Source organism: Sphingomonas sp. Leaf22 (assembly GCF_001421715.1).
In the GTDB taxonomy this organism is placed as follows: Bacteria; Pseudomonadota; Alphaproteobacteria; order Sphingomonadales; family Sphingomonadaceae; genus Sphingomonas.
Genome location: NZ_LMKP01000012.1, coordinates 298,015 through 312,361, shown reverse-complemented (window position 1 = coordinate 312,361; position 14,347 = coordinate 298,015). Strand labels below are relative to the sequence as shown.

The 14,347-nt window shown below is 67.0% G+C and carries 14 protein-coding genes; 6 read left to right on the top strand and 8 right to left on the bottom strand.

All coding sequences use genetic code 11. From position 1 onward, the window contains the following. Positions 1-5 precede the first annotated feature (5 nt). The 4 genes from ASE70_RS08145 (at position 6) to ASE70_RS08130 (ending at position 5,036) form a co-directional block, all read left to right on the top strand. On the top strand, positions 6-935 hold the full coding sequence (locus tag ASE70_RS08145) for a bifunctional riboflavin kinase/FAD synthetase (RefSeq protein WP_056503257.1): 930 nt from the start codon (positions 6-8) through the stop codon (positions 933-935). Between the two features lie 255 nt (positions 936-1,190). Beyond that, on the top strand, positions 1,191-4,139 hold the full coding sequence (ileS, locus tag ASE70_RS08140; protein WP_056503254.1) for an isoleucine--tRNA ligase: 2,949 nt from the start codon (positions 1,191-1,193) through the stop codon (positions 4,137-4,139). Beyond that, positions 4,139-4,642 carry a signal peptidase II gene (gene lspA / locus ASE70_RS08135; RefSeq protein WP_056503586.1) on the top strand — a complete coding sequence of 168 codons (504 nt, stop codon included), beginning with the start codon at positions 4,139-4,141 and terminating at the stop codon, positions 4,640-4,642. The genes ileS and lspA overlap by 1 nt, the downstream gene beginning before the upstream one ends. Further along, positions 4,635-5,036 carry a DUF3035 domain-containing protein gene (locus tag ASE70_RS08130; protein WP_056396014.1) on the top strand — a complete coding sequence of 134 codons (402 nt, stop codon included), beginning with the start codon at positions 4,635-4,637 and terminating at the stop codon, positions 5,034-5,036. Before lspA ends, ASE70_RS08130 begins: the two co-directional genes overlap by 8 nt. Positions 5,037-5,464: 428 nt before the next feature. Here the strand turns inward: ASE70_RS08130 and ASE70_RS08125 are convergent, their stop codons facing one another. The 4 genes from ASE70_RS08125 to ASE70_RS08110 form a co-directional block, all read right to left on the bottom strand. Then, positions 5,465-6,298, bottom strand: coding sequence for a TorF family putative porin (locus ASE70_RS08125; RefSeq protein ID WP_056396009.1), 834 nt, complete (start codon positions 6,296-6,298; stop codon positions 5,465-5,467). Positions 6,299-6,565: 267 nt separating this feature from the next. Continuing rightward, positions 6,566-7,030 (bottom strand): RidA family protein, encoded by a 465-nt coding sequence (locus ASE70_RS08120; protein ID WP_056396006.1) that lies wholly within the window; start codon positions 7,028-7,030, stop codon positions 6,566-6,568. Between the two features lie 32 nt (positions 7,031-7,062). Next, positions 7,063-7,686, bottom strand: a complete 624-nt coding sequence (locus tag ASE70_RS08115) for a hypothetical protein (RefSeq protein WP_056396003.1) — start codon at positions 7,684-7,686, stop codon at positions 7,063-7,065. Beyond that, positions 7,683-7,955 carry a DUF3572 domain-containing protein gene (locus tag ASE70_RS08110; RefSeq protein WP_056396000.1) on the bottom strand — a complete coding sequence of 91 codons (273 nt, stop codon included), beginning with the start codon at positions 7,953-7,955 and terminating at the stop codon, positions 7,683-7,685. The genes ASE70_RS08115 and ASE70_RS08110 overlap by 4 nt, the downstream gene beginning before the upstream one ends. 41 nt (positions 7,956-7,996) lie before the next feature. Between ASE70_RS08110 and ASE70_RS08105 the strand changes: the two genes are divergently transcribed. Beyond that, complete coding sequence (locus ASE70_RS08105) at positions 7,997-8,377, top strand: response regulator (RefSeq protein ID WP_056395998.1); 381 nt, start codon at positions 7,997-7,999, stop codon at positions 8,375-8,377. Between the two features lie 300 nt (positions 8,378-8,677). On the opposite strand, the gene ASE70_RS08100 is transcribed toward ASE70_RS08105, so the two are convergent. Then, positions 8,678-9,334 (bottom strand): YoaK family protein, encoded by a 657-nt coding sequence (locus ASE70_RS08100; protein WP_056395996.1) that lies wholly within the window; start codon positions 9,332-9,334, stop codon positions 8,678-8,680. Between the two features lie 177 nt (positions 9,335-9,511). Between ASE70_RS08100 and ASE70_RS08095 the strand changes: the two genes are divergently transcribed. Further along, positions 9,512-10,141, top strand: coding sequence for a trimeric intracellular cation channel family protein (locus ASE70_RS08095; protein ID WP_056395995.1), 630 nt, complete (start codon positions 9,512-9,514; stop codon positions 10,139-10,141). Between the two features lie 332 nt (positions 10,142-10,473). On the opposite strand, the gene ASE70_RS08090 is transcribed toward ASE70_RS08095, so the two are convergent. The 3 genes from ASE70_RS08090 to dnaN all read right to left on the bottom strand — a co-directional run bounded on the left by ASE70_RS08090 (position 10,474) and on the right by dnaN (position 14,234). Continuing rightward, positions 10,474-11,037, bottom strand: coding sequence for a GNAT family N-acetyltransferase (locus tag ASE70_RS08090; RefSeq protein WP_056395993.1), 564 nt, complete (start codon positions 11,035-11,037; stop codon positions 10,474-10,476). Then, a complete protein-coding gene (sppA, locus tag ASE70_RS08085) occupies positions 11,034-12,917 on the bottom strand; it encodes a signal peptide peptidase SppA (protein ID WP_056503251.1) in 1,884 nt (627 codons plus the stop codon). Before sppA ends, ASE70_RS08090 begins: the two co-directional genes overlap by 4 nt. A gap of 204 nt (positions 12,918-13,121) precedes the next feature. Next, positions 13,122-14,234, bottom strand: a complete 1,113-nt coding sequence (dnaN, locus tag ASE70_RS08080) for a DNA polymerase III subunit beta (RefSeq protein ID WP_056395987.1) — start codon at positions 14,232-14,234, stop codon at positions 13,122-13,124. Positions 14,235-14,347: the final 113 nt, after the last annotated feature.

Genomic DNA, 14,347 nt, shown 5'->3' with positions numbered 1-14,347 from the left:
CGGCGATGCAGCGTCTCGACGGAGGCGCGGCGATTCCGGCGGCGATGCGCGGGGGGATCGTCGCGCTCGGCAATTTCGACGGCTTTCATGCCGGGCACCAGGCGGTGGTCGCCCGCGTCGTCGCACGCGCGCGGGCCGAGGGACGACCGGCGATCGTCGCGACGTTCGACCCGCATCCGCGCCGCTATTTCCAGCCGCATCTGCCGCCGTTCCGGCTGACCAATCTCGACCAGCGCGAGCGGTTGTTCGCCGCCGCCGGGGCCGATGCGATGCTGGTCTTCGCGTTCGATGCGGCGCTGGCCGGGCTGTCGGCCGAAGCGTTCGCGGCCGAACGGCTGGCGGCGATGACCGGGGCGGCGGGCGTGGTGACCGGGACCGACTTCACCTTCGGCAAGGGGCGCGGCGGTACCGTCGGCGTGCTACGGGCCTTGGGCGAGCAATACGGCTTCGTCGCCGAAACGGTCGCGCCGGTCGGCGACGGACAGGCGGTGGTGTCGTCGTCGCGCATCCGCGATTGCCTACGCGAAGGACGGCCGCGCGAGGCGGCGGCGATGCTGACCCGGCCGTTCGCGGTCGAGGGGGTGGTCGAGCCGGGCGCGCAACTGGGGCGGCAACTCGGCTATCCGACCGCCAACCTGTCGATGGGCAAGTATCTGCGCCCGGCCTATGGCATCTATGCGGTGACCGGGCGGCTGCCCGATGGGCGGGTGTTGCAGGGCGCGGCGAATCTGGGCATCCGGCCGACGATCGCGGGCGAGCCGATCGAGTTGCTGGAGCCGTATTTCTTCGATTTCTCGGGCGATCTGTACGGGCAGGTGATTGAGGTCGCGTTGATCGAGTTTCTGCGCGCGGAGGCGAAGTTCGAGTCGCTCGATGCGCTGAAGGTGCAGATGGCGGCGGATTGTGAGCGGGCACGGGCGGTGCTGGCGGCCTAGAAGAAATTGGTTCGCGCAGAGGCGCGGAGGCGCGGAGGGGGTTCGCTCGGCGCGACCGCATCCGCGCCAGCGGCCTTTATTCCCGCTGCAACCGGCGTCGGGTCTCCCGATCTCCGGGCGGGCGCCATATGCGCAACCTCCTCTGCGCCTCCGCGCCTTTGCGCGAACCAATTCTGCTTCTTTTCAACCAACGCCCCCGACAGAAAACCACCCGCTGGCGTAGCGACGCGGCATCGGCTAATCGCGGGCATTCCTATGACCGATACGCCCGAACCCACGCGCGACTGGCGCGACACCGTCTTCCTGCCGAAGACCGACTTCCCGATGAAGGCCGGCCTTGCCGCCAAGGAACCGGCGATCCTCGATCGCTGGGCGAAGATCGGGCTGTACGAGCGGCTGCGGCAGGCACGTGCCGGGCGCGAACGCTTCCTGCTGCACGATGGCCCGCCCTACGCCAATGGCGACATCCATATGGGCCATGCGATGAACAAGGTGCTGAAGGACATCGTCGTCCGCACCCAGTCGCTGATGGGCAGGGATGCGCCGTACATCCCCGGCTGGGACTGTCACGGCCTGCCGATCGAATGGAAGATCGAGGAAGCCTATCGCGCCAAGAAGCGCAACAAGGACGAGGTCCCCCCGGCCGAGTTCCGCGCCGAATGCCGCGCCTATGCCGCCAAATGGGTCGATGTGCAGAAGGGCCAGTTCCAGCGGCTCGGCATCATGGGCGATTGGGAAGACCCCTATCTGACCATGAAGTTCGACGCCGAGGCGACCATCGCCGAGGAATTGCTGAAGTTCGCCATGTCGGGCCAGCTGTATCGCGGGGCCAAGCCGGTGATGTGGTCGCCGGTCGAAAAGACCGCGCTGGCCGAGGCCGAGGTCGAATATGAGGACGTCGTGTCGACGCAGATCGACGTGGCGTTCGAGATCGTCGATGCGCCGAATGCGCCGGAACTGGTCGGCGCGCATGCGGTGATCTGGACAACGACGCCGTGGACGATTCCGGTCAATCAGGCTTTGGCTTATGGGCCGGAGATTGATTATTCGGCCGTCCGCGTTGGGGATCGAGTATACCTGCTGGCGACCGAACTGATCGCATCGGCTCTAGGTCGATACGGCAGCAGCCCGTGGCTTTCTGAAGGTCCCGGCTGGACGATTGTCTGGTCGGGTAAGGGCACCGACCTCGCCGGAGCCACCGCCCGCCATCCGATGCATGCGCGCGGCGGGTTCTTCGCCAAGCCGCGTCCGCTGCTGCCGGGCGATTTCGTCACGACCGATGCCGGTACCGGGCTGGTCCATATGGCGCCCGACCATGGCGAGGACGATTTCGAGCTGTGCAAGGCGCATGGCATCGAACCCGTGTTCGCGGTGCAGGGCGATGGGCGGTATCGCGACGACTGGGCGTGGCTGGGCGGCGAAGGCAGCGTCATCAACCCGAAATTCGTTGCCGCCGGGCATGGCGGCAAGCTGGAGGAAGGGCCGATCTGTCGCGACCTGCGCGAAGCGGGCGCGCTGCTGGCGGCGTCGGACGACTTTGCGCACAGCTATCCGCATAGCTGGCGGTCGAAGGCGAAGGTCATTTTCCGGGCGACGCCGCAGTGGTTTATTCCGATGGATCGGAGCGCGAACAGCGACCTGCCGGGGGCAGGTCGCAGCGCGGAGATCGGCGCGGGAACCGCGCCGTCGGCCAGTGGCGATCCGCTGCTCGATGTAACCAACCTCACCGCACTTCCCCTCTCCCCAACCCTCTCCCCTGAAGGGGAGAGGGAGAGTAACGGTGCTACCCTTCGCGAAATCGCGATAGACGCGATCGAGCGGACGCGGTTCGTGCCCGAAAAGGGGCGCAACCGGATCGGGGCGATGGTGTCGGGGCGGCCCGACTGGGTCATCAGCCGCCAGCGCGCATGGGGCGTACCGATCGCGCTGTACGTCAACCGGACGACCGGCGACTATCTGCGCGACCCCGCCGTCAACGACCGCATCTTGACCGCCTTCCGCGAGGGCGGGGCCGATGCGTGGTATGCGGCGGAACATCAAGCGCTGCTGGGGCCGGACTATGCGCTGGCCGATTACGAGGTCGTGACCGACATTCTGGACGTGTGGTTCGATTCGGGCTGCACCCATGTCTTCACCATCGAAAAGCGGTTCGGGGCGGGCACCCGCGCGAACCTGTATCTCGAAGGGTCGGACCAGCATCGCGGCTGGTTCCAGTCGTCGCTGCTCGAAAGCTGCGGAACGCGGGGACAGGCGCCGTACGACACGGTGCTGACCCACGGTTTCGCGCTGGACGGCAATGGCCGGAAAATGTCGAAGTCGCTCGGCAATGTCGTCGATCCGTTGAAGGTGATCGGCGAATCGGGCGCGGACATCCTGCGGCTGTGGGTCGCGCAGACCGATTATTTCGAGGATGTGCGGATCGGCAAGGAAGTGCTGGCCGGCACCGGCGATACCTATCGCAAGCTGCGCAACACCTTCCGCTACATGCTGGGCGCGCTGGACGGTTTCAGCGAGGACGAGCGGGTGCCGGTGGCGGCGATGCAAGGGCTGGAACGCTATGTCCTGCATCTGCTGGGGTCGCTCGACACCGAATTGCGCAGCGCGGCGGAAGCGTTCGAGTTCAACCGCTATGCCCGTGCGCTGACCGATTTCGCGAACGAGGATCTGTCGGCGTTCTTTTTCGATATCCGCAAGGATTCGCTCTATTGCGATGCAGCGGACGACGTGCGGCGGCGGGCGTATCGCACGGTGCTCGACATACTGTTCCACGCGCTGGTCCGCTATGCCGCACCGATCCTGGCGTTCACCGCCGAAGAGGTGTGGCAGGCGCGGTTCCCGAGCGAGGACGGGTCGGTCCACCTGCTCGAATGGCCCGAATTGCCGCATCTGCCCGCCGATCAGCCGCTCGGCACCGAATGGGCCGATGTGCGCCGCCTGCGTAGCCAGGTGACCGAGGCGATCGAGCCGCTGCGCCGGAACAAGACCGTGCGGTCTAGTCTGGAGGCGGAGGTGACCGTGCCGGCGCTGCCGCTGTCGGCGGACGAACTGGCCGAGTTGTTCATCGTGGCGAAGGTCGCGGCGGGCGATGGCGAGATCGCGGTGACCCGGACCGAGGAAGCGAAGTGCGGGCGCTGCTGGCGGCATCTGCCCGACGTGGCGACCGACGGCGACCTGTGCGGGCGCTGTGCAGCGGTGGTGGCGTGATGCGCAAGATCGCGATCGTCCTCGCGCTGGCCGTCTTCGCGTTCGACCAGCTGGTGAAATACTGGGTCACCGGGCCGATGGGTATCGACTATCCGGGTGCCGAGCTGAACGTGCTGCCGATCTTCACGCTGCGGTTCGTGCAGAATTTCGGCGTCTCGCTGGGGCTGTTGCAGGCGGGCAGCGATACCGCGCGCTGGGCGCTGGTGGCGATGACCGCGTTGATCGCGACCGGCGTGGCGGTGTGGATCCGGCGCGAGACGCAAAAGCCCGAGCTGATCGGGCTGGGGCTGGTACTCGGCGGGGCGCTGGGCAATATCGTCGACCGCATCCGGTTCGGCTATGTCGTCGATTATGCCGACCTGCACGTTTTCGGGTACAGCCTGTTCATGGTATTCAACCTCGCCGATGCGGCGATTTCGATCGGCGTCGTGATCCTGCTCATCCGGGCATTGTTCACCCGAGAGCCGAAAACCGACGTTCCTGTGGAGAAGGCCAATGCGTAAGTTCATCGTTCTCGGCAGCCTGGGCCTGATCCTTGCCGGGTGTCAGGGCAATGCCCTCAACCGATCGCGCCCCGACGAATTCGCGGTCGCGCGACAAGCGCCGCTGGTAATTCCGCCCGATTATTCGCTGGTACCGCCGCAGCCGGGTGCCGCCCGTCCGCAGGACACCGCTGCGTCGACGCAGGCGATGCAGGCACTGTTCGGCGGCCCGGCCCCGCGCAGCGCCACCGAGCGGCTGACGCTGGAGCAGGCGGGCAATGCCGACGCCGATACCGGCATCCGTTCGGCCGTGGCCGATCCGGGCACCAACGTCGTCGACAAGGGGTCGACGACCCGCGACATCATCGCCGCTCCTGCCGGCGACGGACAGAGCGCGCGGACGACCACGCCGTAAGGGTTGCGGGTTCGGACAAGCGAAAAGGCCGGTCGCCCTGTCGGGTGGCCGGCCTTTTTGTGGTTGCATGACCTTAGGGGTTGGGCTCTGGGCCTCAACCCCATCTCCCATTCCCCATCCGCTTGCTTCGAGCGCAGGTTCGAGCTTGTCGAGAACCGAAGTCGAGAAGGCGGTGCCCTAAACGGGGCGTTCTCGACGGACGCTTCTCGACAAGCTCGAAGCTGCTCGAACCGAACGGATAGGGCGGGTGACCTTTCAGCCCCAGCCAGTCACGCTAACACCCCGACCACAACCGTCCCCCAGCGCAGACTGGCGTCTCTCGCGGCGAAGGTGTCGCCCGTTCCACGGAATATCCCGGCGTGCGTGGGCATGACGATGGTCGTGAATCTCCGTCCCGTCGGCGGGCGGTTGTACCGCCCGCCGTCCGATCAGAACGCCGCGGTCAGCGATACCACCACCGTGCTGGCGGCGATCGGGCTGCCATTGGTGGTCTTGCTGAAGTTCGGCTGGATATAGGCCGATTCCGACCGCGAAATGTCGGTATCGACATAGGCGACGCCCAGCGTCAGATTCTTGTAGGTATAGTCCGCGCCGACCAGCCAGTCCCAATATTTGCCGGTCGGGGCAAGGCTGGTGCCGTTGGGGCCGAGGCCGGGGTTGCCGTCCGAATAGCCGATATGCGCCTTCAGGGTGACCGGCGTCGACGGCACGCCGGCCGCGGCGTCGCCCGAGAGGTACAGGTTCTTCTGGCGGCTGCCGTCGCCCGCCACCAGCGGCGTGGCCGAGGCGGTGAAGTAACCGAGCGACGTCTGCTTGGGCGCGTAGAACACGCCGCCGGTCAGCGTGGCGGGACCGGCGGTGCCCGACAGCTTGCCATAGAATTCGACGACGTCGGTTTCGTCGGCACCGCCCGGATAGGTGTACCAGGTGACGCCGGCATCGACGGTCGCGGTGCCGAAGGTCTTCTTGTAGCCCGCGATCAGATCGAGTTCGAGGTTCGCGCCGCCGAACGTGCCCCAACCGGCGAGGTTCGAGCCCCAGGTGCCGATATAGAGACCGCTGTCATGGGCGATGGTAATGCCGCCCTGAACGGCGACGTTCTTGTCGCTCTGCGACACGCCGCGAAAACGATAGTCGGAGGTGACGCCGGCGCTGCCGCTGATCGTGATCGGTGCGGGCGGCGCGGTTTCGTCCTGCGCCATGGCGGGCATCGCGGTGGTGGCGGCCAGAATGGCGGCCGGGAGAATGATCGAGAATCGCATCGTAAACCCTTTCTAGGTTCCGTGGTGATTCTCCTGCGTTCGAACGTCGCCGCGATTCGGTGGGCCTGCTGGCCCGTGCGGTCTGACGCTCTGCGATCGAATATGTCTTAGCGTACCGCGCCGCACAATCGGAATTGCGCGTGGACAAGAGACGACGCGCCGGCTGTTGCGCGATCGCAACAGCCCGCCGCTCGTAAACCACGCGAATACGCGCGACGGAGGGCACCGGCCCGCTCCGGACGAGAGAGTGGGCCGGTGCCGAAGGGCTTACGGCCGGATGGCGAGGATCGCGTCGATCTCCACCACGGCACCCAGCGGCAGGACCGGCACGCCGACCGCGCTGCGGGCGTGACGGCCGGCGTCGCCGAACAGTTCGACCATCAGTTCGGACGCGCCGTTGGCGACCTTCGGCTGGTCGGTGAAGCTGCCCGCCGAATTGACGAACACGCCGAGCTTCACGACGCGTTCGATACGGTCGAGGCTGCCGAGCGCCTTTTCGGCCTGCGCAAGGATCATCAGCGCACATTTCTGCGCGGCGCTGGTCGCATAGGCAAGATCGCGGTCCTCGCCGGCGCGGCCGGTCATCAGATTGCCGTCCTCGAAGGGCAGCTGGCCCGAGAGGTGGAGCAGCCCGCCGGCCTCGACGGCCGGAACATAGGCGGCGACCGGGGCGGCGGCGGCGGGGAGCGAAAGGCCGCGTTCGGCCAGCTTTGCGGGGATGTCATATGCCATGGATGCGTTCCTTTCGTTGATCGGGGGCAAGGTCAAGCCTGTGCCGGGCGTCCTTCGGCAAACCGTGCCTCGATCCAGCCTCTGGCCTCCACCCAGTCATCGATACGGGCATGGGCGGCGGGGGCCGGCGCGACATGCACCGCAAGGTCGGGTTCGGACACCATGTGCAGCCGGAACACGTCCGGCGCGGTATCGGCGACCGATTGGTGATGCACGGCGAGGTCGTCGACGAACACGGTAACGCTGGGAGCATATTCGGCGACCAGCCGCGCGACCGGTGGCCCCTTGCCGCCCTGATTGCATTCGACGCGGTGGACGATGCCGTGCGTCGCCAGCTGGTCGATGCGGTGGCTGCGGCAATGATCCTGCAGGTTGGTGAGGACGACGATGTCGGCCTGTTCGGCCAGCGCCGCCAGTGCATCGCGGGCATGCGGCACCAGCGTCTGCCGCGCCATTTCGGCGGGGAAGAAGCCGTCGAGCAACCCCCACATCTCCAGCGGTTCGACCGTCGTACCGTCGGCGCGGGTCATGGATTCGGCGAATCCACCCCCGTGCAGGCGGAAATCGATCGCGTGCGCGTCCTTCAGCCAGGTGCCGAAATGGCGGACCATGTGCAGCAGGACTTCGTCGCAATCGGTGATGAGCAGCGGTTTCATGCAGTCTCCAGTTCGGCGCGGGCCTGCACCAGCGCGGCGGGCGGCACCGCCAGCGCATCGGCACAGGCCAGCAGATCGGGTTCATGGGATTCGAGATGGGCGACGACCTGCGCCAGAAATGACGGCTCACCGGCCCGCGCGCGCAGATCGGCCGGGTCGATGCCGGTCAGCGCGAGGAAGCGCGAGGCGCGGGTCTCATCGCCGATCACCCAGCCAAGTGCCTGTAACGCAAGGGTTGCCGCGTCTTGATTTGTCTCGCGCTGTCGCATCGCTTACACCGTCGTTGGAACTATCAGGGGATGCAACGCGCGTGGCAAAAAGGGTACTCGTTGTCGAGGACAACGAACTCAACCTGAAACTGTTCTGCGACCTGCTGCGCGCGCACGGGTACGACACCGAACCGGTGCGCGACGGGCGGGAGGCGGTGACGCGGGCGCGCGCCTTTCTGCCCGACCTGATCATCACCGATATCCAGCTGCCGCATATGACTGGCCTCGAGCTCATCACCATGCTGAAGGGCGATAGCCGGCTGCGGACGATCCCGATCATGGCGGTCACCGCCTATTCGGGGCGCGACGACGAGGACCGGGTGCGCGGGGCGGGGGCCAATGCCTATGTGACCAAGCCGATTTCGGTGGTGCGGTTCATCGGCGAAGTGCGCGGGTTGTTGCCGGCGGAGGGGGAAGTTTAAAGGCGGTCGTACGGAAGCCGGTCCGTTCGTGCCTGATGGGGGCTCAGCGAAGTTTCGAAGCACCTGTTAAGTCCTTCGATACGCCATTTCGACCAGCTCAACAGCAATTCAGGACGAACGGGGACATTCCCTTCCCCGTTTGCTTCGAGCGCAGGTTCGAGCCTGTCGAGAACCGAAGTCGAGAAGGCGTTGCCCCAAGCGACCGAGTTCTCGACGGACGCTTCTCGACAAGCTCGAAGCTGCTCGAACTAAACGGATAACGGATTTGAGCGGGTGGCGAGGAGCAAAGATCTGCGGCACCTATTGCAGGTCGACCCGCGCGACCAGCATCGTCAGCAGCGCCGACAGCGCGGCAACGACCCACAGTGCCGCCAACCCCAGCCAGTTCCAGCCGATCGTGCCGATCGTCACCCCCGCCACGAAGCCCAGCCACAATAGCGCGTCGCGACGCAGCCCCGGTGCCGAGCGGTCGCCGAGCAGCCGCCGCGCGGCGCGCTGGCCGATGCGGACCAGCGTGCCGGTCATGTAGGTGAGGCCGACCCGCACCTCGCCATCGGGGGCGACGACGCCGTTCTGCGCACCCATCGCCGCGGCGAGCAGCAGCATGGCGAGCGTCAGTGGGGCGAAGGCGGCCATCGCCGCGCCGATCGCGAGCAGCAGGGTGACGACCCCCATCACCGCCTCCGCCCGACGCCCCTGCCCCAGCCGTTCGGCCGCGGCCGCGCCGGCGATGGTGCCGAGCATCGCCCCGGCGACGAACGACAGCACCAGCGCGGCGGCCGTCGCGGCGGCATAATCCCAGCCATGGGCGAGGCCGACGCCCAAGCGCGTCGAGTTGCCGCTCATGAACGACGCGAAGAACCCGCCAAGGCCGCTGAACGCCAGCGCGTCGACGATACCGGCCAGCGCGGCCAGCAGGACGGTGGTGAGCGTGGCGGCGGAGGACAGGCGTCGCATGGCGGTTCCTTTGCCCGATCGGGCGGTGGGTCGGCAAGGGCGGGGCGCGGCCGACTCGACCTCCATCGGCTTTACGCACCGGTGCCGGCGTGGCGACCAAGGAACGATCGAGAAAAACCGACCGGCCCGCATGTTTTTGGAACGGACTCTTCCCCTGCGGTACGTTAGCGAGACGCCATGGTTCCTTCTCCGCAGGCGCTGGGGCAGATGCTCGGGGCGCTCGACATGATCGGTATCGCGGTGTTCGCGGCGTCGGGGGCGCTGGCGGCGACCCGGGCGGCGCAGACGTTCGTCACGGCGGCGTTCTTCGCGCTGATCACCGGAGTCGGCGGTGGCACGGTGCGCGACCTGTTGATCGGGGCACCGGTCTTCTGGGTCCATGGATCGCCGGTAGCGGCGATCTGTGTCGGCATGGCGATGCTGGTATGGATCACCCCCGAACATTGGTGGCGCGACAAGGCACTCGACTGGCTCGATGCGGCGGGGTTGGCGGCGTACGGCGTGTTCGGCGCGGCCAAGGCGCTGACCTATGGCGTGCCACCGTTGCAGGCGGCGGTGATGGGGGTGCTGACCGCGTGCGTCGGCGGCATCCTGCGCGACGTGCTGGCGGGCGTACCGTCCATCCTGATGCGGCCGGAACTGTATGTGACGGCGGCGGCGCTGGCGGCGGGGCTGCATGTGGTGCTGGTCGCGCTGGGCCTGCCGCCGTTCGTGGCGGCGCTGCCGGCGGCGACGGCGGGCTTCGCGCTGCGCGGGGCGGCGATCCGGTTCCGGATCGCGCTGCCGGCGTATCGGGGAAAGCGGTAGGGGGTGCCGGTCGAACGCCGTTCGTCCTGCGTCGCTGTCGAGCTTGTCGAAACAGCGTATCGACGGGGCCGTGCTTCGATACGGGTCTTGGACAGGCTCGGCCCCTACTCAGCACGAACGGTTTTGGCACGGGCGTTGTCGGTCTGCGTCTGCCGGGCGCTCCCCTCCCCCGTTCGCTTCGAGCGGAGGTTCGAGCCTGTCGAGAACCGTAGTCGAGAAGGGGGTGCCTCAAGCGGCCCGTTCTCGACGGGCGCTTCTCGACTTCGCTCGAAGCTGCTCGAACCGAACGGTTGGGGGGGGCAAACGGATGCGAGCAAGAAGGTAGGCGCGGTTTACCCCCGCACCACCCCGACCGCACTGAACGCCCGCGGTTCCTTCGGCGGGACGGTCCCTTCGTTCAGCCGGCATTGCCAGAAGCCGACATCGATCCAGCGCCCTTGTTTGAACCCGACCCCGCGGTACACCCCGGCACGGCGGAAGCCGACCGCCTCGTGCAGCGTGATCGAGGCGTCGTTGGGCAGCGACAGCACGCCGATCGCCTGCGTGAACCCCTGCGCGCGCAGGGTGTCGATCAACGCTTCGTACAATAGCCGTCCGGTGCCGCGCTGTTGCGCGCTGCCGGCCATGTAGATCGAGGTTTCGACGACGTAGCGATAGGCCGGGCGCTCGCGAAACTTCGTCGCATAGGCATAGCCGAGCACGGCATCGCCCCCCGCCTCCCCGGTGGTCGCGACCAGCCACGGATAGAAACCGTCGCTGGCGGCCATGCGGTGGCGGATCGCGCGGGTGTCAGGGGCGTCGGTTTCGAACGACACCGTGCCGCCCAGCACATAGGGCGCATAGATCGCGGCGATCGCGGCGGCGTCCTCGGGCCGGGCGGCGCGGATCGCGATCATCGGAACAGCCGCGCCACGATCAGGTCGAGCAGCGACGCATCGTCGGCCGACACCGTCACCGGTCCCAGCCCGGCGCATTCGAGGCAGCGCGCCTGCACGCCGGTCCGTGCGGTCAGCATCCGGCGGGCATCGCCCAGCGCCTGCGCCATCAACGCGCGCTGTTCGATCGCGGCGGCCCCGAGCAGGTCGGTGGCGGCCTCGGTCGTCTCGCCCTTCTCGCGATCGGCAAAGCTCTTCAGCAGCTTTTCATAGGCGCTGGGTTCGCGGTCGAGATAGACGGCACGGGCGCTGGCCGGGTCGAGCTTCGCGCGGCGGGCAGCCTCGGCGACGGCATCGTTCAGATTGCCGAAGCGGTCGACCAACCCCAGCTGGCGCGCGGTGCCGCCGTCCCACACTCGGCCCTGCCCGATCTGGTCGACGCGCTGCGGCGTCAGCTTGCGCGAGGTGGCGACGAGGCCGGTAAAGCGGCGATAGATATCCTCGACATTGCCCTGCATGATCGCGTCGAACGCCGGGCTGGTGCCGCGCATCACGTCGGGCTGGCCGCTCAGGGGGGTGGTGGCGACGCCGTCGGACGTGACGCCGATCTTCGCCAGCGTGTTTTCGAAGGTCGGAATGACCCCGAACACCCCGATCGATCCGGTGATGGTGTTGGGTTCGGCGAAGATCACGTCGCCCGGCGTCGACACCCAATAGCCGCCTGATGCGGCAAGCCCGCCCATCGATACCACGACCGGGATCTTCGCGACCTGCTTGGCCTGCAGGATCGCCTGACGGATGCGTTCGGAGGCGAGCACCGATCCTCCCGGCGAATCGACGCGGACGACCAGTGCCTTCAGGTTCTTGGTCGCGAGCCCGTCGAGCAGCAGCTTGGCGATGGTGTCGCCGCCCGCCGTACCGGCCTTCGCCTCGCCATCGACGATCGTGCCGGCAACGGTGATGACGCCGACTGCGTCGCCGCCGGTCGGGACCGGGTTCGCCGCCAGCCAATTGGCATATTTGATCGTACGGAAACTGCCCGCGGCCTTGCCCGCATCCTCACCGGCCAGCGCCGCGACGCGCTTGCCGAAGGCGATGCGGTCGCCGAGCTGGTCGATCAGCCCGCCGCGCAGATTGGCTTGGGCAATGTCGCCGCCCGCCGCCTGCACCGTTTCCGCCGGGCGGGTCAGGAAGGCGTCGAGCTGCGCCTTGGGCCGCGCCTTTTGCACCGCCGCGCGCCATTGGTCGAAGATCGCGCCGTACAGCGCCTGATTGGCGGCGCGGGCCGGTTCGGACTGGTCGGCGCGGGTAAAGGGTTCGACCGCCGACTTGAACTGGCCGACGCGGTAGACATGGGCGTTGACGCCCAGCTTGTCGATCAGCCCCTTGTAATAGGGCTGCGACCCGCCGGGGCCGCGGAACAGCGTGCCGCCGAACGGATTCTGCCAGATCTCGCTGGCGTTCGATGCGATGCGATAGCCGCCATCGGTATAGAGCGTGGCATAGGCCAGCACCGGTTTGCCCGACGCTCGGACACGGGCGACGGCATCGCCGACCTCGGCCAGTACCGCCGGATAGCCGCCGGCGAACTTGTCGAGGTCGAGCACGACGACCTTGACCCGCGCATCGCCCTTTGCCGCATCGAGCGCGCGAACCACGTTGCGCAGCCGCAATTGTTGGGCGACCGGCTGGCCGCTCAGCACCGCGACCGGATCGGTCTCGGCGGGTTGCTCGACGATCGATCCCGACAGGTCGAGCAGCAGCGCGCCATCGGTCACCCGGGTATTGGGCCGGGTGGACAGGGCAGCGAACAGACTGCCGAAGAACAGCAGCAGCAGGAACAGGACCAGTGCGTCCTTGATCCCGACCAGCAGCTTCCACGCACCCCGGACCAGTTTCACGGCAATTCCTTCATTTATCGTCTAGCGATAAATAGCCGGATGGTCGGGCGAGTAAAGTGGAGTCCGCACGGATGCCCGAACGGTCTTCCCCATAAACGTCATCCCAGCGCAGGCTGGGATCTCCCGCGGCAAGCAGACCGCGCCATCACGGGGAGATCCCAGCCTTCGCTGGGATGACGTGTTTGGCAGCAGAAAGACGCTGCGTCAGACGCGCATCGGCATCAGCACATAGAGCGCGGGCGACGCGTCATTTTCACGGATCAGCGTCGGGGCGGCTGCGTCCGACAGATGGACTTCGCACAGGTCGCTGTCGATCTGCCCAAGAATGTCGAGCAGATAGCGGCTGTTGAAGCCGATTTCGAAGGGGAGCGCGGTATATTCCCCAGGCACTTCCTCCGCCGCCGCACCGTTTTCGGGGCTGGTCACCGACAGGGTGATCTTGTCGCGGTCGAGCGCCATCTTCACCGCGCGGGTCTTTTCAGTGGCGATGGTCGACACGCGGTCGACGCCGGCCATGAAGCTTTTCGGGTCGAGTTTCAGCAGCTTGTCGTTCGCAGTCGGGATGACGCGCGAATAATCGGGGAAGGTGCCGTCGATCAGCTTGCTGGTCAGGATCGCCTGCCCCAGATCGAAGCGGATCTTGCTGCCCGACAGCGACACGCCGACCGAGCCGTCGACTTCGTCCAACAGCTTGCGCAGTTCGGCGACGCATTTGCGCGGCACAATGACGTCGGGCATCTTTTCCGCGCCTTCCGGCCGGTCCACGGTCATGCGGGCGAGGCGGTGGCCGTCGGTCGCCGCAGCCTTCAGCACCGGCTTGCCGTCGTTTTCGGCGACGTGCAGGAAGATGCCGTTGAGGTAATAGCGCGTTTCCTCGGTCGAGATCGCGAACCGGGTCTTGTCGATGATCGCCTTCAGCGTCGTCGCGGGTAGTTCGAACTGGGTCGGCAGCTCACCTTCGGCGATCACCGGGAAATCGTCGCGCGGCAGCGTCGCGAGGCTGAAGCGCGCGCGCCCGGCCACCACGGTCAGCCGCCCTTCGGCTGCCGACAATTGCACCTGCGCGCCATCCGGCAGCTTGCGCGCGATGTCGAACAGCGTGTGCGCCGATACGGTGATCGCGCCCTGCTGATCGATCGCCGCCGAAATCGTCTCGTCGATCTGGAGATCGAGGTCGGTCGCCATCAGGCGCAGCGTCGATTCGCCGGCCTCGATCAACACGTTCGACAGGATGGGGATGGTATTGCGCCGCTCGACCACCGACTGGACGTGGCTGAGGCCCTTTAACAGGGTCGCGCGTTCGATCGTCGCCTTCATGATGTTCCCCCGCGCGGATGCGCTCGCACTCGGGCCGGCGGATTCGGTGCCGACCCCTTAGAAAACCGAGCAGCGTGTCTAGCGCAAAGAAGGGCCGGCGCAAACTGCTCCGA

Coding starts and splice junctions, on each gene's coding strand:
- ASE70_RS08120 (WP_056396006.1), bottom strand. CDS start 7,030: ATGGCATATGACATCCCCGCAAAGCTGGCCGAACGCGGCCTTTCGCTC.
- ASE70_RS08145 (WP_056503257.1), top strand. CDS start 6: ATGCAGCGTCTCGACGGAGGCGCGGCGATTCCGGCGGCGATGCGCGGG.
- ASE70_RS08095 (WP_056395995.1), top strand. CDS start 9,512: ATGGTTCCTTCTCCGCAGGCGCTGGGGCAGATGCTCGGGGCGCTCGAC.
- ileS (WP_056503254.1), top strand. CDS start 1,191: ATGACCGATACGCCCGAACCCACGCGCGACTGGCGCGACACCGTCTTC.
- lspA (WP_056503586.1), top strand. CDS start 4,139: ATGCGCAAGATCGCGATCGTCCTCGCGCTGGCCGTCTTCGCGTTCGAC.
- ASE70_RS08100 (WP_056395996.1), bottom strand. CDS start 9,334: ATGCGACGCCTGTCCTCCGCCGCCACGCTCACCACCGTCCTGCTGGCC.
- ASE70_RS08130 (WP_056396014.1), top strand. CDS start 4,635: ATGCGTAAGTTCATCGTTCTCGGCAGCCTGGGCCTGATCCTTGCCGGG.
- dnaN (WP_056395987.1), bottom strand. CDS start 14,234: ATGAAGGCGACGATCGAACGCGCGACCCTGTTAAAGGGCCTCAGCCAC.
- ASE70_RS08125 (WP_056396009.1), bottom strand. CDS start 6,298: ATGCGATTCTCGATCATTCTCCCGGCCGCCATTCTGGCCGCCACCACC.
- ASE70_RS08090 (WP_056395993.1), bottom strand. CDS start 11,037: ATGATCGCGATCCGCGCCGCCCGGCCCGAGGACGCCGCCGCGATCGCC.
- ASE70_RS08115 (WP_056396003.1), bottom strand. CDS start 7,686: ATGAAACCGCTGCTCATCACCGATTGCGACGAAGTCCTGCTGCACATG.
- ASE70_RS08110 (WP_056396000.1), bottom strand. CDS start 7,955: ATGCGACAGCGCGAGACAAATCAAGACGCGGCAACCCTTGCGTTACAG.